General features: G+C 70.4%; 16 protein-coding genes. 6 read left to right on the forward strand and 10 right to left on the reverse strand.

The window, feature by feature from the left end; genetic code table 11:
- The coding region (locus JHN45_RS30140; RefSeq protein WP_201051700.1) for a serine hydrolase domain-containing protein at positions 1–611 on the reverse strand (611 nt) is incomplete at its 3' end.
- 301 nt (positions 612–912) lie between these two features.
- Here JHN45_RS30140 and JHN45_RS30145 point away from each other — a divergent pair.
- Complete coding sequence (locus tag JHN45_RS30145; protein WP_236584281.1) at positions 913–1,731, forward strand: hypothetical protein; 819 nt, start codon at positions 913–915, stop codon at positions 1,729–1,731.
- Between the two features lie 21 nt (positions 1,732–1,752).
- Positions 1,753–2,556, forward strand: coding sequence for an EI24 domain-containing protein (locus JHN45_RS30150; protein WP_201051704.1), 804 nt, complete (start codon positions 1,753–1,755; stop codon positions 2,554–2,556).
- On the opposite strand, the gene JHN45_RS30155 is transcribed toward JHN45_RS30150, so the two are convergent.
- Complete coding sequence (locus JHN45_RS30155) at positions 2,542–3,801, reverse strand: pyroglutamyl peptidase (RefSeq protein WP_201051706.1); 1,260 nt, start codon at positions 3,799–3,801, stop codon at positions 2,542–2,544. The genes JHN45_RS30150 and JHN45_RS30155 overlap by 15 nt on opposite strands.
- 70 nt (positions 3,802–3,871) lie before the next feature.
- Entirely contained in the window at positions 3,872–4,840 is a 969-nt protein-coding gene (locus JHN45_RS30160) for a LysR family transcriptional regulator (protein ID WP_201051708.1), read from the reverse strand.
- Between the two features lie 49 nt (positions 4,841–4,889).
- On the opposite strand from JHN45_RS30160, the gene JHN45_RS30165 reads away from it, so the two are divergent.
- Together JHN45_RS30165 and JHN45_RS30170 are read left to right on the forward strand one after the other, a co-directional pair.
- The gene (locus JHN45_RS30165; RefSeq protein ID WP_201051710.1) at positions 4,890–5,279 is read left to right on the forward strand and encodes a RidA family protein; all 390 of its coding nucleotides are present in this window, start codon (positions 4,890–4,892) and stop codon (positions 5,277–5,279) included.
- A gap of 25 nt (positions 5,280–5,304) precedes the next feature.
- On the forward strand, positions 5,305–5,655 hold the full coding sequence (locus JHN45_RS30170; protein WP_200715302.1) for a YrdB family protein: 351 nt from the start codon (positions 5,305–5,307) through the stop codon (positions 5,653–5,655).
- Positions 5,656–5,670: 15 nt separating this feature from the next.
- On the opposite strand, the gene JHN45_RS30175 is transcribed toward JHN45_RS30170, so the two are convergent.
- Positions 5,671–6,246: a TetR/AcrR family transcriptional regulator gene (locus tag JHN45_RS30175; protein ID WP_200715301.1), complete on the reverse strand. Its 576-nt coding sequence runs from the start codon at positions 6,244–6,246 to the stop codon at positions 5,671–5,673.
- Positions 6,247–6,368: 122 nt separating this feature from the next.
- Here JHN45_RS30175 and JHN45_RS30180 point away from each other — a divergent pair, with 122 nt between their 5' ends.
- Complete coding sequence (locus tag JHN45_RS30180; protein ID WP_201051712.1) at positions 6,369–8,810, forward strand: beta-glucosidase; 2,442 nt, start codon at positions 6,369–6,371, stop codon at positions 8,808–8,810.
- Positions 8,811–8,910: 100 nt separating this feature from the next.
- Here the strand turns inward: JHN45_RS30180 and JHN45_RS30185 are convergent, their stop codons facing one another.
- Together JHN45_RS30185 and JHN45_RS30190 are read right to left on the reverse strand one after the other, a co-directional pair.
- Positions 8,911–9,882, reverse strand: a complete 972-nt coding sequence (locus JHN45_RS30185) for an aldose epimerase family protein (protein WP_201051714.1) — start codon at positions 9,880–9,882, stop codon at positions 8,911–8,913.
- 10 nt (positions 9,883–9,892) lie between these two features.
- Entirely contained in the window at positions 9,893–10,798 is a 906-nt protein-coding gene (locus JHN45_RS30190) for an SGNH/GDSL hydrolase family protein (protein WP_201051716.1), read from the reverse strand.
- A 247-nt stretch (positions 10,799–11,045) separates the two neighbouring features.
- Here JHN45_RS30190 and JHN45_RS30195 point away from each other — a divergent pair, with 247 nt between their 5' ends.
- Complete coding sequence (locus JHN45_RS30195) at positions 11,046–11,540, forward strand: DUF3145 domain-containing protein (RefSeq protein ID WP_200715297.1); 495 nt, start codon at positions 11,046–11,048, stop codon at positions 11,538–11,540.
- Between the two features lie 133 nt (positions 11,541–11,673).
- Here JHN45_RS30195 and JHN45_RS30200 read toward each other — a convergent pair whose 3' ends face one another.
- From JHN45_RS30200 to JHN45_RS30215, 4 genes are all read right to left on the reverse strand, one after another.
- Positions 11,674–12,945, reverse strand: coding sequence for a beta-ketoacyl synthase (locus JHN45_RS30200; protein ID WP_200715296.1), 1,272 nt, complete (start codon positions 12,943–12,945; stop codon positions 11,674–11,676).
- Between the two features lie 118 nt (positions 12,946–13,063).
- Positions 13,064–13,312, reverse strand: coding sequence for an acyl carrier protein (locus JHN45_RS30205; protein WP_200715295.1), 249 nt, complete (start codon positions 13,310–13,312; stop codon positions 13,064–13,066).
- Between the two features lie 106 nt (positions 13,313–13,418).
- Positions 13,419–14,417 (reverse strand): ketoacyl-ACP synthase III, encoded by a 999-nt coding sequence (locus tag JHN45_RS30210; protein ID WP_200715294.1) that lies wholly within the window; start codon positions 14,415–14,417, stop codon positions 13,419–13,421.
- 17 nt (positions 14,418–14,434) lie between these two features.
- A complete protein-coding gene (locus tag JHN45_RS30215; protein WP_201051718.1) occupies positions 14,435–15,379 on the reverse strand; it encodes an ACP S-malonyltransferase in 945 nt (314 codons plus the stop codon).
- Between the last annotated feature and the right edge of the window lie 77 nt (positions 15,380–15,456).

The raw sequence follows: 15,456 nt of genomic DNA on the forward strand, positions 1-15,456 counted from the left end.
GTGGGGTGGAAGCGGGGCTCTTGGGAGGCTGGGAGGCCCAGGTGGAAGTCCAGGGCGTAGGGGGCGCGGACTCTTTCCTCGTACACGTCCTGGAGGGAACGGCCCGTTGCTCGTCTTACGATCTCGCCGGTCAGGGCGCCTATGACCAGGGCGTGATAGCCGAAGGTCGTGCCGGGGCGCCAGAACGGGCGCTGGTCGGCCAGGCGTTCGGCGACCGCGCGGTCGTCGGCCAGCTCGTCCAGGGTGAAGCCGGTGTCCGTGCCCACCAGGCCCGCCCGGTGCGCCAGCAACTCGCGTAGAGTCAGCGCGCCTTTGCCCTCCGAGGCGAACTCCGGCCAGTAGTAGGTGACTTTGCGGTCCAGTTCGAGGGTGCCGTCCTGGACCAGCAGGGCCACCACGAGGTGGGCCGCGCCCTTGGTGGACGAGAACACGCCGTAGAGGGAGTCGCCCTCCGTGCCGGGCCCCGCCCAGAGGTCGACGACCTGCCGGCCGTGTACGAATGCGCACAACTGGCCTTCGTAGTCCGCGCGTTCCGTCGACACGAACGCGGCGAACTCCTCCCGGACCGTTTCGAAGCCGTCGGCTACGGTGCCGTGGATCTCCTGGGTCATCCGCTCTCCTCAACTGATCCGCTGCTCGCGTGTGCCATGGTGAACAACGCCTGTCCGACCTGCGGGAGTTCCCCCTCGGACCTCCTCCTGGTTCCAGAGATCGGTACGGCGAGCGGCACCCGTTCGACTCAATGGGCGAGGGAAGGCGCAGGGAAGGTGTTGGTGTCGTCGATGCCCGGATGTCGCATTCAGGGGGGTGGGGAGTGGGCAGGATGAGTGCAGGTGCCGGGGTGCGGGCGCGTGGAGAGGGGTTCCCATGGCTACTATTCCTTCGCTTCCCAGCCGGGATGATGTGGTGCGCATGGCGCGCAGCACCGGCGACATCACCGGGCAACTCCTGGACACCGCCGGGAACATCACCAGAATCGCCATCAACACCCTTGATCCACGGGACGGTTCGGGTGCCGAGGCGCTGCGGGTGTTGCGGGAGACCACTGCCGAGCTGGCCGAGGCGAGTGCTTCGCCGCAGGCTCAGGAGGCCTTCTATCGCATCATCGACACCCTGACGCGGCTCGGTACCACCGGTGCGCCGCTGGCCGTGCACCCTGTGAGTCAGCCGGCGCAGGTGTTGCTGGGTGTGCTCGGGGACAGTCTGTTGCCGGTTCTCGATGCGGTGGAACCGGCCGTTGAGGAATTTGCCGCCGCTCTTGGGGATCTTGTCGAAGCGGCCTCGCCGTTGCTGCCCGCGGTGGCCGGCGTGGCGGCCGGTGTCCTGCTCGCCCTCACCCCGCTGCTTCGCGCGGGCGCCGACGCGCTGGCCGACTCCTCTCCCGAACTCCGGCGCATCGCCGAGGCGTTGACGGCCGCGCTCGCTCCGCTGCTGCCCCCGCAGGTGGCCCTCGCGCAACGGGCGGCGACCGCCGGCACGACGGTTCTCCGGGCTGCCCTCCCGCCCCTCGCCGACGTCACGGAGGCCGCGGCGGCCACGGCCAAGGCGGCCGGGCCCGTGCTGGTCGCGGGGGAGGAGTTGTTCGTCGCTGCCTTGGAGCGGGTCCAGCCGGTTCTGCTGACCGCGGCCTTCCGCGCGGGGCGGGTGGCTCGGGCCACCGCGGTACGGGTGACCGCGGCCGTCTCGCCCGCGGCGGATCAGGGGGTCGTGGTGGCGGTGTCGGCGGTCTAGACGCTGAGTAAGGTTCTCCCCATGCATGATCTTGGGGTGGGATTCGGCTACCTGCTGAAGGGCCAGCGCTGGGTGGCCCGGCACGGGCGGCAGTATGGGTTCGGGCTGGTCCCCGGGCTGATCACGCTGGTTCTCTATGTCGCGGTGCTTGTCGCGCTCGCGGTGTGGGGTGACGACTTCGTCGGCTGGGCGACGCCCTTCGCGGACGACTGGTCGAGCCCTTGGCAGGGGCTGTTCCGGGGATTTCTTACGGTCGTGTTGTTCGTACTGGCCCTGCTGCTCTCGGTGTTGACCTTCACCGCGGTCACCCTGCTGATAGGGCAGCCCTTCTACGAGACCCTCTCCGAGAAGGTCGACCGGGACGTCTCACCCGACGGCACGGCCCCCGAGTCGGGCCTTCCGCTCTGGCGCGAACTGTGGGTCTCCGCTCGTGACAGCCTCCGTGTGCTGGTGCGTGCGCTGGTGTGGGGCGTGCTGCTCTTCGCGCTGGGGTTCCTGCCGTTCGTCGGGCAGACCGTCGTTCCGGTGGTCGGGTTCTTCGTCACCGGGTTCTTCCTCACCGAGGAACTGACGGCCGTCGCCCTGCAGCGCCGAGGCGTCGACCTCCGCGCCCGGCTCACCCTCCTCCGCTCCCGCAAGACCCTGATCTGGGGCTTCGGCACCCCCCTCGGCCTCGCCTTCCTGGTCCCGTTCGTCGCCGTCTTCCTGATGCCGGGTGCGGTGGCGGGGGCGACGATGATGGCTCGGGATCTGTTGGGGGAGGAGGCCGAGGGGAGCGACGAGGGGGAGGACACGGAGAGCGGGTCCGCGTCAGTCGACGGCTGACGCGTTCATCGCCGCTGTCACCATCGCCCTGACCTGGTCGATGATGTCCAACCGGTTCTGTATGAACTGGGGATCGGTGATCGTCCCGGTCGCCGGGTCCGTGTTGCCCGTTCCGAACTGCAGCACCGGTGTGTGGATGTGCCCGCCCGGCAGCGAGTCGTGCAGTCCGAGTCGGTCCCGCAGCAGGGTCGCGCGGTAGGCGATCTCGTTGGAGAGGTAGTTGCCGCCGCCACCGGCGCGGGCCGTGGAGCCGGGAGTCGGGCCGTCCGGTCGTACGACGGGAGTCGTCCCGCCCGCCGGGATCTCGGTGACCTCGGTGTGGTCGTAGACGGGGAAACGTCCCGTGTTCGCGGCCACGATCGCCTTGTACGGCAGGGTCGTCGACGTCCACTGGGGCTGCGAGGCCGGGTCGGTGACCGGGACCGTCTCCGTGCGCGAGACGGTGTCGTTGTCCGGATAGCCGCCCCGCCAGGCCCCGTTGGTCCGCTCGACGTCGAAACGGCCCACCCGGCCCTGGCTCACCGTCGTGAACAGATCCACCTTCGGGAGATACGGCCGCAGCGTCCGTTCCACGGTTCCTTCCGCGAAGTCCGCCCAGCGCACGGGGAACATGGCCGTCTCGATGCGTGCCGGGCCGTCCGCCGTCTGGATCACCGTGCCGTCGAGCGCGAGCGCGGTGGCCCCGGACGGGTTGGAGATCCTGATGTCCGCGTCCAGCGTGAACGGGTCGAAGCCGGTGACGAGGATGCGCTTGAGCCCCTTGTCGCGGGCCGGGTAGCGGATGCTGCTCTGACCTCGGGAGGTCTGTTCCAACTCCGAGAGGAGAGCGGCTCGTTGGGCGGAGCTGATCCCGAACTCCGGTTCCCAGGTCCGTACTTCCCTGGTCATTCCCAACCGCGCCCAGTAGAGCGGCCGGTCGTCGTCCCGGCTGAGATCCCCGCCGGCCGGTCCTCGTCCCTGCGCACGGTCGACCGCCCGCTGCCACAGCGCGGTTCCCTCGCGTACGACGACGCGGCGGGCCTGCGCGTAGCTGTGCGCCCCTTCGAGGGCTTGGGTGAACTCCGGCGCCACGGTGTCGAATCCGGAGTGTTCGAGGATCTCCTGGGGGACCGCTCTGTCGAGCCGCTGCTCCTCGACGGTCGGGGGCAGTGCGGTGTCGGCCGCCGCCGCGCTGGTGCCGGGGGCGGAGAAACCGGCCAGCAGGGCCAGTCCGAGGACGCCTGTCCGAACTCGTATGACATTCAAAGTGGTTGAGGCCTTCCGTCGCAGTGGGGTGCGGTGCCGGACGGCCGCAGTATCGCGTGACGGGAGTGGTCTACGCCACGGGTGCGGCGGACGATCCGATCCGCCTCGCCTCCTCGGCCAGCACCCCGAGGAACGCCTTCGTCGCCGGGGGCAGTGACCGGCCGCGCATCGTCGCCGCGTACACCGCCCGCGCCGGTGCCCCCTCGTCCAGGACCGGCAGCAGTGCGATGTCCGGGCGTACGGAGTCTGCTGCGAGCGCCGGGACCAGGGTCACGCCGAGGCCCGCGGCGACGTAGCCCTCCTTGGCGGTCCACTCGCCGACGATGTGCGCGATGCGCGGGCGGAAGCCCTCGCGCAGGGCCGCTTCGAGGAGAGTGCCCTCGGGGTGTGCGCTGCCGGATATCCAGTCGGAGTCGGCGAGTTGGGCGAGCCGGACCGGGCCCTGCCCGGCGAGGGGGTGGGCGGTCGGCACGGCTACGTACAGCGACTCGTCCAGGAGGTGGTGGAGTTCGTACGCTTCGAGCGGTGCTCGTCCCGTGGTGGAGACGATCGCCAGGTCCAGGTGGCCGGACGCCAGTCGGTCCAGGAGGCGTGGGGTGAGGCCCTCCTCCCGGGACAGCCGTATGGCTGGATGGCGGTCGCGGAAGGCGGCGAGGGCGCGGGGGACCAGTGCCGAGTCGGCTGTGGGGAACGCCCCGAACTGCACGTGCCCGCCCGCGAGTTCGCGCAGTGCCGTCAGCTCGCGACTGGCCCCGTGCAGCGATTCCGTGACCGCCTCCGCATGCGGTACGAGAACTTGGCCGGCCTCCGTGAGCCGTACGCCCCTCGGCAGGCGGTCGAACAACTGGGTGCCGTCCAGGGCCGATTCGAGCGACGAGATCTGGCGTGACACCGCCGACTGGGTCCAGCCGAGTGTTCGTGCGGCCACCGTGAACGAACCGTGTCGGGCGACCTCCAGGAACACCCGCAGCCAGACCGTGGCGAGGTCGGGGACCGGAGTGTTCGGTGAACTGCCATGCGGAGTCGGCATGTCGGCCATGCTAGACATTCGCTTGTCGCACCGCAGGGCCGGACCTAGCGTCGACGCCATGCGCATCACCCTGGACAGTCCCGCCTCCGCACCCCAGCCTCTGAGCCCCTACTACTCCCAGGTCGCCCGCGTCGAACACGCCGACGGGAGCGCCCTGTTGTACCTCTCCGGCCAGATCGCGGAGGGTGCCACGCTCGCCGAGCAGAGCCGAGGCGTCTTCGAGACCATCGCCGCTCTCCTCGAGGCGCACGGCGCGACCCTCGCGGACGTCGTCAACATCCGCACCTATTTGACCGATATCACCAGGCTCGGTGAATACGGCGCTGTGCGACGGGAGTTCCTCACCGGGACCCCGCCCACCAGCATGACCTTCGAGGTGTCGCGGCTGTTCCGGCCCGAGGCGCTGGTCGAGATCGAAGTCGTGGCCGCCGTGCCCGGGACGGAGTGATCCGCTCCGGGTGATACTGCCGCTCATGACGGCAGTGAAGACAGCGAAGGCAACGAACCTCGGCGTGCTCTTCGCCATTGAGCTCGGCGCTCTTGTCGCTGTTGCTTATTGGGGGTTCACCCGGGACCTGGCCACCCCGCTGACCTGGCTGCTCGGCCTCGGCGCGCCCGTCGTGCTCGCCGTGCTGTGGGGGCTGTGCGGTTCGCCGAAGGCCAAGTACAAGACGCGTGGCGCCGGCCGGGTCGCGTTCGAGGTGGTGTGGTTCGGGGCGGGGGTCGCCGCGCTGGTCCTTGCCGGGGCCTACGACTGGGCGCTCGTCTTCGGCCTCGTGTGCGTGGTGTGCAAGACGCTCGCCGTCATCTGGCGGCAGACGTAGGGGAGTTGGGCGGGGTCATGTCTCGCCCAGCAGGGTCAGGAAGTCGCGGAACGCCCCGGGCATGTCCACCGACTCCGGGTCCAGCAGCCACTGGTACTGCAGGCCGTCCATCACCGCGACCAGCAGGGGGGCCGTGCGCTCGGGCGTGAGGCCGTTGGGCAGGGTGTCGCCGTACTCGGCGCGCAGTACCCCTGCCATGCTCGCCCGCACCCTGGCGTACCGCGCGGTGAAGTAGTCGCGCGCCGGGTGTCCCTCCGTGACGCTCTCGCCGAGGAGTGCGGAGAAGGTCTGGATGATCGCGGGTCGCATCGCGTTGTACTCGACGAGGGACGCCAGCAGGTCGATTCGCCAGCGGCTGTCCGGGACCGCGTCCCACTGGTCGCGTTCCTCCAGGACGGCGACCAGCAGCGCGTCCTTCGTGGGGAAGTAGTGCAGCAGGCCCTGCTGGGTCAGTCCGACCCGTTCCGCCACCGCCGCCAGGCTCGCGCCCCGGTAGCCGCGCTCGGCGATCACCTCCAGCGCCGCCCGCACGATCTCGGCGCGCCGCTCCCCGCTCTTGGCCCTGGCGTTCATGGCGTCACCGTACGACATTCGCCGATTGTGAATATAACGGCAAGGTTACGAAACCTACCGATCTACAGGTAACCGATGCACGATGGAGGCACAGGGCACAGCGCACAGGACGGACCCGGACTCAACGAGGAGGCGCCTCGGTGGCGGAAACCCATGAAACCCAGGTAGCGCGTGAAGCAGTCGTCGAAGCGGCCCTCGGCGCACTCGACCTCGACGCCAAGACCCGGCTGCTGGCCGGTCAGGACATGTGGTCGCTGCCCGCGCTCCCGGAGATCGGCCTGGCGTCCCTCGTGATGTCCGACGGTCCGATCGGTGTCCGCGGGCGGCACTGGACCGCCGACGACCCCTCCGTCGCACTGCCCTCACCCACCGCCCTCGCCGCCGCATGGGACCCCGAACTCGCCCGTCGCGCCGGTGTGTTGCTCGCCCAGGAGGCCCGCCGCAAGGGCGTCCACGTGCTGCTCGCGCCCACCGTCAACCTGCACCGCTCGCCTCTGGGCGGGCGGCACTTCGAGGCGTACAGCGAGGATCCGTACCTCACCGGGCGGATCGGCTCCGGGTATGTGGAAGGGGTTCAGTCGGGTGGCGTGGGCACCACCGTCAAGCACTTCGTCGCCAACGACGCCGAGACCGAGCGCTTCACCGTCGACAATCTCATCTCTCAACGCGCGCTGCGCGAGCTGTACTTGGCGCCCTTCGAGCTCATCGTCGAGCAGGCCCGGCCCTGGGGCGTCATGACCGCCTACAACACGGTCAACGGCACGACGATGACCGAACACCGGTGGCTGGTGAACGAGATCCTGCGTGGTGAGTGGGGGTTCGACGGCTTCAACGTCTCCGACTGGACGGCCGCGCGCTCCACCGTCGGTGCGATCGAGGGTGGTCTCGACGTCGCCATGCCCGGCCCGAAGACCGTCTACGGCGAGGCCCTCGCCCAGGCTGTGCGCGACGGCGAGGTCGCCGAGGCCACGGTCGACGCGGCCGTACGGAACGTGCTGCGGCTCGCCGCCCGCGTCGGCATCCTGGCCGGCGCCGAACCCGTCGTCGCGGAGGACCGACTCCCGTCCCCCGTCGACGGCGAGGCACTCGCCCGGGAGATCGCCCGGCGCTCCTTCGTCCTCGTACGGAACGAGGGCGACGCCCTTCCACTGAAGCCGAGTTCGACCGTCGCGCTCATCGGGGCCGCCGCCCGCGACGCCCGTGTCCTCGGCGGCGGCTCCGCCACCGTCTTCCCGGACCGGATCGTCTCCCCGCTCGACGGCCTCACCGCCGCCCTCCCCGAGGGCGCCCTGAGGTACGCCGTCGGCGCCGACCCGAACACCGAACTCGCCGTCGCCGAGCAGGGGTTCACGCTGCGCGCGATCTGCCGGGATGCGGAGGGTCAGGTCATCGCGACCGTCGGCCTGCCCAACGGGCAGATCAAATGGGTGGGTTCGGACCTTCCCGACGGTGTCACCCACGACACCCTCCACACCGTCGAGCTCACCGGCACCTTCACCCCGCGCGCCACCGGACAACACACCTTCGGCATCAAGGGAATCGGCGCGTTCACCCTCACCGTCGACGGCACGACGTACTACGACGACGTCCAACGCCCGGCCAAGGACGACCCGTTCATCTCCTTCTTCGGCGCCCCCGAGCCCCGGGCCCTCGTCGAACTCACCGCCGACGCCCCCGTCGAGGTGTCCCTGGCGTACACCGTCGCCCGTCCCGTGGGCATCCCTCTCCGGGTCGTCGGCTTCGAGCTCGCCCACCAGGAACCGCAGCGCGACCCCGACGAACTGATCGCCGAAGCCGTCGCGGCGGCCCGCGCCGCCGACACCGCCGTCGTCGTGGTCGCCACCACCGAGCGGGTCGAGTCGGAGGGCTACGACCGGACGGACCTCCAACTGCCGGGGCGGCAGGACGACTTGGTGCACGCCGTCGCCGCCGCCAACCCGAACACCGTCGTGATCGTCAACTCCGGCTCGCCGGTCGAACTGCCCTGGCGCGAGGAGGTCGCCGCCGTCCTGCTCGGCTGGTTCCCCGGCCAGGAGGCCGGTGCCGCCCTCGCCGACGTCCTCACCGGCGCCCACGAACCCGGCGGCCGGCTGCCCACCACCTGGGGCTCCCTCACCGACGCCCCGGTCAGTCAGGTGGTCCCGGAGAACGGTGAACTCCCTTACACCGAGGGCGTGTTCATCGGCTACCGGGCCTGGGAGAAGGCGGGCCGCGTCCCGTCGTACCCCTTCGGGCACGGCCTCGGCTACACCGACTGGACCTACGACGACATCAAGGCCGACGGGTCGTCGGTCACCGTCCGTGTCACCAACTCCGGTGCCCGGCACGGGCGTGAGGTCGTCCAGGTCTATTTGGCGCCGGTCGAGCACGACCCGGAGCGTCCGGCCCGTTGGCTGGCCGGATTCGCCGGGGTCGAGGCCGGGCCCGGCGAGAGTGTCGAGGTGCGGGTCGAACTCCCGCGCCGATCTTTCGAGATCTGGGATGAGACGGCGAACGGGTGGGCAGTTGTAAAGGGTTCGTACGAGATCCAGGCGGGCCGCTCGATCACGGACCGCAGGGTCGCCACGACGATTAACGTCTGACCCGGGACCCGTCTCCCCACAGACAGCCCCGGTCCGGGACCTGACCCCTGGACCGGGGCTCATTTCATGACCGGGGCGCCGCAGTGTCGATGGGCCGCCGTCAGCGGGTCGAGAAGGCGTACACCGTCTCCGAGCGGTACGTCCCGCCCGGGCGCAGCTCCGTGCTCGGGTACTCGGGGCGGTTCGGGGAGTCCGGGAAGTGCTGGGTCTCCAGGGCGATTCCGGCGCCCGGGGTGAACGGGTCGCTGAGATGGTCACCGGTGTAGAGCTGGATGCCGGGCTCGGTCGTCGCGATCGTCAGGACGCGGCCGGACGCCGGGTCGTGCAGCTCGGCGATCTCCACGGGGGTCGGGGTCAGGCCCTTGTCGAGCGCGAAGTTGTGGTCGTAGCCGGTGCCGACCTTGCGCGACTCGCGGAAGTCGAAGCGGGTGCCGGTGACGTCGTCGAGCGGGCCGGTCGGGATGAGGTCGGCGTCGACGGGGGTGAACCGCGAGGCGGCGAGCCGCAGTTCATGACCGTCAGGGTTTCCGGTGCCGCTCAGGTCGAAGTAGCTGTGGTTCGTGAGGTTCACTACGGTCGGCGCGTCCGTCGTCGCCTCGTAGGCGATGCGCAGTGCGCCCGACGCGTCGAGTGTGTAGGTCGCCGAGACGTCCAGGCGGCCGGGGAAGCCCTCCTCGCCGTGCTCGCTGACCCGGCTCAGCCGCAGCCCGTGCTCGACCGGCTCGACGTCCCACACCCGCTTGTCGAAGCCGCGCTCGCCGCCGTGCAGGGAGTTGGGCGCGTTGTTCTGCGCGAGGGAGTACGTCACGCCCTCCAGAGGGAAACGGCCGCCCGCGATCCGGTTCGCGTACCGGCCGACCAGCGCGCCGAGATACGGCTCCGGGTGGGCGAGGTAGCCGTCCAGGTCCGCGAACCCGAGCACCACGTCCGCCGGGTGACCCGCCCGGTCCGGCACCTCCACCGACTGCACGATCCCGCCGTACGACAGCACCCGCACCCGTATGCCCGCCCGCTCCAGCGTCCAGCGGTGCACGGGAGTGCCGTCGGGAAGGGTGCCGAAAAGTTCGCTCATGAGGGAAACCCTAGGTCACGGGTTCGGCCGCGGTGATCCGCCGGTAGGCCATCGCCGCGAGCTGTGCCTGGCCGTCCTTGCTCGGATGGAACCAGTCCCAGTGGCTCAACTGGTCCGTGCCGAAGCGGTAGTCGTACACCGCGTTGTCGTCGAAGCGGCAGCGGTCGTCCGTCGCGCACACCTGCTCCAGAACCTTGTTGTACGCCTCCACCCGGTCCTGCACCGTGTCGCGCCGCTCGGTCGCCGCCGAGTCCAGGGCGTCCGCGTCGGCCAGCATCGAGGGGCAGATGCCCAGCTTCCACACCGCCTTGCCCAGCGGGTTGGTCCGCCCCTGCGACCAGAGGCGCTTGAGATTCGGCACGCTCGCGACGTAGACCTGCGTCTTCGGCAGCGCCCGGCGCAGGGACTTCAGCGAGGTCTCGAACTCGGTGCGGAAGTCGGCGACCGAGGTCATCGCCGAGGTCGAGGCCCGGCAGGCGTCGTTGGCCCCGACCATCACCGTGACCAACTGCGGCTTGCGGGCGACCGCCTGGGTGATCTGGCCGGGCAGGTCGGCCATCTGCGCGCCGGTCTCCGCGTAGTTCCAACTGCGTTCGGCCGCCCCGGTCTTCCCCAGCAGCCGTACCGCCAGACTGTCGACCGAGGCCTCGGTGCCCGTCGCCCAGGACACCTCGGGGCAGTCCGACAGGACCGTACAGGCGTCGAAACCACGGGTGATGGAGTCGCCCACGGCCGCGACCGAGGACGGGCTGCGGTCCCACACCGGGGTCGGGGAGGGCTTCGCCTCGGCCGCCGTACCGCTCTTGCTGTGGGTGCCGGAGGACGCGCCCCCGCCCGAGTCGCAGCCGGCCGCGCCCAGCACGGCCGCTGTCATGAGGGCGAGCGCGGCCTGTGAACGACGACGTCGCATTCGCATGTTGAGACCCATCCCCTCCATAACGGTCTCAACCCATAACAACGCGCCATGGTTCCCGTTGCGGTCCGATGCAACGGCTCACCCCGTACAAGCGTCCCCCTGGGTGAATGGCGGGGTTTCCTGGCACCTGGAGGGACGGTACGTCACACTCCGCGCGCCGCCGCACGGTAGCCTCGCCCTCAACGTGGCTGCCCCGCCACCGCCGTTTGCCAGTCAGCAAGATGCCCCGCTCTGTCCGGAGGTCCCGGTGACGACACGTGGAGTTCTGTACGTGCACTCCGCGCCGCGCGCGCTGTGCCCGCACGTCGAGTGGGCCGTCGCCGGGGTGCTCGGCACACGCGTCAGCCTCGACTGGATCCGACAGCCCGCCGCGCCCGGAACGTGGCGCTCCGAATTCTCCTGGCAGGCGGAGGCGGGCACCGCCTCCAAACTGGCGTCCGCGCTGCGCGGTTGGCACCTCCTCCGCTTCGAGGTCACCGCAGAGCCCTGCCCCACCGCCGAGGGCGAGCGCTACAGCTGCACCCCCGACCTCGGCATCTTCCACGCCGTCACCGGCATCCACGGCGACATCCTGATCCCGGAGGACCGCCTGCGCGCGGCCCTGACGAGGTCCCAACAGGGCGAGACCAACCTGGAGGCCGACATCTCCAAACTCCTCGGCAAGCCCTGGGACGACGAGTTGGAGCCGTTCAGGTACGCGGGCGAGGGTGCGCCGGTGCGGTGGCTGCACCAGGTGGTCTGAAAACGCCGCCAGGGGCAACGCTGTTAGGGGCGCGGGGAACTGCGCGACCAGCTCCCACCGGCCGTGAGCCGACAAACGACGTGTGGCCCGCCCCCAACCCGGGGAGCGGGCCACACGCCGTTCACAGCAATTCTCAGACCGTACGGAACGCCAGCACCACGTTGTGCCCGCCGAACCCGAACGAGTCGTTCAGGGCGGCGATACGGCCCTCGACCGGGAGCTTGCGGGCCTCGCCGCGGACCACGTCCGCGTTGGCCTCCGCCTCCGGGTCGAGGTTGTCGACGTTGATGGTCGGCGGGGCGATCCGGTTGTAGAGCGCGAGGACGGTCGCGACCGACTCCACGCCGCCCGCGCCACCCAGCAGGTGACCGGTCATCGACTTGGTCGCCGAGACCGCCATGTGGTCGGCGTCGTCGCCGAACACCTTGCGCAGCGCCTTCAGTTCGGCCACGTCACCGGCCGGCGTCGAGGTCGCGTGCGCGTTCACGTGCACGATCTCCGCCGGGTCCAGGTCGGTGCTGTCGAGCAGGTGCTTCAGGGCCTGCGAGATACCGCGGCCCTCCGGCTCCGGCTGCACGATGTCGTGGCCGTCGGCCGAGATGCCCTGCCCGACCGCCTCCGCGTACACCCGGGCACCGCGCTGTGCGGCGTGCTCGGCGGACTCCAGGACCAGGACGCCGGCGCCCTCGCCGAGGACGAAGCCGTCACGGGCGGTGTCGTAGGGACGCGAGGCGCCCTGCGGGTCGTCGTTGTTCTTGGACATCGCCATCATGTTGCCGAACGCGGCGATGGGGAGGGGGTGGATGGCCGCCTCCGTGCCACCCGCGACGACGACGTCGGCGCGGCCGGTGCGGATCATCTCGATGGCGTAGCCGATGGCCTCGGCGCCGGACGCGCACGCGGAGACCGGCGTGTGCACACCCGCGCGGGCGCCCACGAGCAGACCCACGTTGGCGGACGGGCCGTTCGGCATCAGCATGGGGACGGTGTGCGGGGAGACGCGGCGGACGCCCTTCTCCTTCAGCACGTCGTACTGGTCGAGGAGGGTCGTCACACCGCCGATGCCGGAGGCGATGACGGTGCCCAGGCGGTCGGGGTCGACGGCGGGGTCGTCGCCGGCCTTGTCGGTGAAGCCGGCGTCGGCCCACGCCTCCTTGGCCGCGATCAGCGCGAACTGCGCCGAACGGTCCAGGCGGCGGGCCTGCGGACGCGGGATCACCTCGGAGGGGTCCACGGCGGCCGGCGCGGCGATACGGACCGCCTGCTCGGCGGCCCACTCCTGCTCCAGGGCCTTCACACCGGACTTGCCGGCGATCAGACCTTCCCAGGTCGAGGCTGCGTCGCCACCCAGCGGTGTGGTTGCGCCGATACCGGTGACGACCACGGTGCGATTGGTCGGGCTCACGGGAATTCTCTCTCCAACGGTACGAGGATTAAGCGGCGCCACCGCCGGGTGGCGGGGCCATGCAGCCGTGCCTAGGGGGTGGCTCGGGCCTGGTGGTGGTCCGGGCCTAAGGGGTGGCTCAGGCCTGGTTCTTGAGGATGTAGTCGGTCGCGTCGCCGACCGTCTTGAGGTTCTTGACGTCCTCGTCGGGGATCTTGACGTCGAAGCGCTCTTCGGCGGCGACGACGACCTCGACCATGGACAGCGAGTCGACGTCCAGGTCGTCGGTGAAGGACTTGTCCAGCTGGACGTCCTCAACCGGGATGCCGGCGATCTCGTTCACGATGTCGGCGAGACCGGCGACGATCTCTTCCTGAGTGGCGGCCATGTCAGGCGCTCCTTCTTTGTGATCCAGAGGGTGTGGCGGTGCCCGCCGCGGCAGCGGCAGGTAAGTACAGCCGCGCCGGATCCGATGATGATCCGGCACGGAGTGCCTAGGGGAGGGTAACGACCGTCGCGGCGTACACGAGACCCGCCCCGAAGCCGATGACGAGCGCGGTGTCGCCGCTCTTCGCCTCGCCGGTCGCCAGAAGCCGCTCCATAGCGAGCGGAATCGAGGCGGCCGAGGTGTTGCCGGTGGTGCGTACGTCACGCGCGACCGTGACGTGCTCCGGCAGTTTCAGCGTCTTCACCATCGAGTCGATGATCCGCTCGTTGGCCTGGTGGGGAATGAAGACATCCAGGTCGTCCGGGGTGATCCCGGCCGCGTCCAGCGCCTGCTGGGCGACCTTCGCCATCTCGAACACGGCCCAGCGGAACACCGCCTGGCCCTCCTGCGTGATCGCAGGGAACTTGCCCGTGGAGTCGTACTCGTTCCACGGCACGGTCTGCTTGATGGTGTCGGACTTGTCGCCCTCCGAACCCCACACGGTCGGGCCGATCGCCGGCTCCTTGGAGGGGCCGACCACGACCGCGCCCGCGCCGTCGCCGAACAGGAAGGCCGTCGCGCGGTCCTCCAGGTCGGTCAGGTCGGACAGCCGCTCCACGCCGATGACGAGGACGTACTCCGCGCTGCCCTCGACGACCATGCCCTTGGCGAGCGTCAGGCCGTAGCCGAAGCCCGCGCAGCCCGCCGAGATGTCGAACGCGGCGGCCTTGTTCGTGCCCAGCTTGTCGGCGATCTCCGTCGCCACGGCCGGGGTCTGCTTGAAGTGCGAGACCGTCGACACGATCACGCCGCCGATCTGCTCGGCGGTGATCCCCGCGTCGGCGATCGCCTTGCCGGACGCCTCGACGGACATCGCGGCGACGGTCTCCTCGTCGTTCGCCCAGTGCCGGGTCTCGATACCGGAACGCGAGCGGATCCACTCGTCGGAGGAGTCGATCGTCTCCAGGATCACCTCGTTCGGGACGACCCGGACCGGACGGTAGCCGCCCACGCCGAGAATGCGCGCGTACGGTGCGCCCTTGCTCGGCTTGATCTTCGTCGACATTTCCTACGGCTCCTTCGTCAGGCGTGGGCGCCCGCTGCGCCAGCAGCAGAATCAGACGCAGCTGCGATGAGCTCGCGGGCCGCGTCCAGGTCGTCGGGGGTCTTCAGGGCCAGCGTCTTCACGCCGGGCAGGGCGCGCTTGGCGAGGCCGGTCAGGGTGCCGCCGGGGCACACCTCAAGGAGCGCGGTGACGCCGAGCTCCTTGAAGGTCTCCATGCACAGGTCCCAGCGGACCGGGTTGGCGACCTGGCCGACGAGGCGGTCCAGCACCTCGGCGCCGGTGGCGACCGCCTTGCCGTCCTTGTTCGAGATGTACGTCAACTTCGGGTCGGCGGGCGTCAGTTCGCGCGCGGCCTCGGCGAGCGCGTCGACCGCCGGGGCCATGTGCTCGGTGTGGAACGCGCCAGCCACCTTCAGCGCCACGACCCGGCGCACGCCCTCGGGCTTGTCGGCCTCCAGGGCGGCGATCTGCTCCAGCGTGCCGGCGGCCACGATCTGGCCCGCGCCGTTCACGTTGGCCGGGGTCAGGCCCAGCTTCTCCAGGTGCGCGACCGTGGTGTCCGGGTCGCCGCCGAGCAGCGCGGCCATCCCGGTCGCGGTGATCGCGGCGGCCTCGGCCATCGCCAGACCACGCTTGCGTACGAGGCGCAGGGCGTCCGTGTCGTCGAGGACACCGGCGAGGACGGCGGCGGTGATCTCGCCGACGCTGTGACCGGCGACGGCGCCCGGGGACACCTCGCCGAGTGCGGTCGCGGAGACCAGTCCGGCGGCGACCAGCAGCGGCTGGGCGACGGCGGTGTCGCGGATCTCGTCCGCGTCGGCCTTCGTGCCGTAGTGCACCAGGTCGAGACCGATGGCGGCCGAGAGGGCACGCAGACGGTCCTCGACACCGGGGAGGTCGAGCCAGGGGGTCAGGAAGCCGGGCGTCTGGGCGCCCTGGCCGGGAGCGACGAGTACGAGCACTCTCACACTCTCTCTTGGGGACGGGCACGGCCGCCCGTGGGGACAGGGACGAAGAACACGAGGGGGTTTTGTGGGGC

Source organism: Streptomyces sp. MBT53, from assembly GCF_016654115.1.
Classification (GTDB): domain Bacteria; phylum Actinomycetota; class Actinomycetes; order Streptomycetales; family Streptomycetaceae; genus Streptomyces.

Bases quoted from the DNA above. Each gene is read 5' to 3' on its own strand.
- JHN45_RS30145 (WP_236584281.1), top strand. From the start codon at position 913: ATGGCGCGCAGCACCGGCGACATCACCGGGCAACTCCTGGACACCGCC.
- JHN45_RS30150 (WP_201051704.1), top strand. From the start codon at position 1,753: ATGCATGATCTTGGGGTGGGATTCGGCTACCTGCTGAAGGGCCAGCGC.
- JHN45_RS30160 (WP_201051708.1), bottom strand. From the start codon at position 4,840: ATGGCCGACATGCCGACTCCGCATGGCAGTTCACCGAACACTCCGGTC.
- JHN45_RS30165 (WP_201051710.1), top strand. From the start codon at position 4,890: ATGCGCATCACCCTGGACAGTCCCGCCTCCGCACCCCAGCCTCTGAGC.
- JHN45_RS30170 (WP_200715302.1), top strand. From the start codon at position 5,305: ATGACGGCAGTGAAGACAGCGAAGGCAACGAACCTCGGCGTGCTCTTC.
- JHN45_RS30175 (WP_200715301.1), bottom strand. From the start codon at position 6,246: ATGTCGTACGGTGACGCCATGAACGCCAGGGCCAAGAGCGGGGAGCGG.
- JHN45_RS30185 (WP_201051714.1), bottom strand. From the start codon at position 9,882: ATGAGCGAACTTTTCGGCACCCTTCCCGACGGCACTCCCGTGCACCGC.
- JHN45_RS30190 (WP_201051716.1), bottom strand. From the start codon at position 10,798: ATGCGAATGCGACGTCGTCGTTCACAGGCCGCGCTCGCCCTCATGACA.
- JHN45_RS30205 (WP_200715295.1), bottom strand. From the start codon at position 13,312: ATGGCCGCCACTCAGGAAGAGATCGTCGCCGGTCTCGCCGACATCGTG.
- JHN45_RS30210 (WP_200715294.1), bottom strand. From the start codon at position 14,417: ATGTCGACGAAGATCAAGCCGAGCAAGGGCGCACCGTACGCGCGCATT.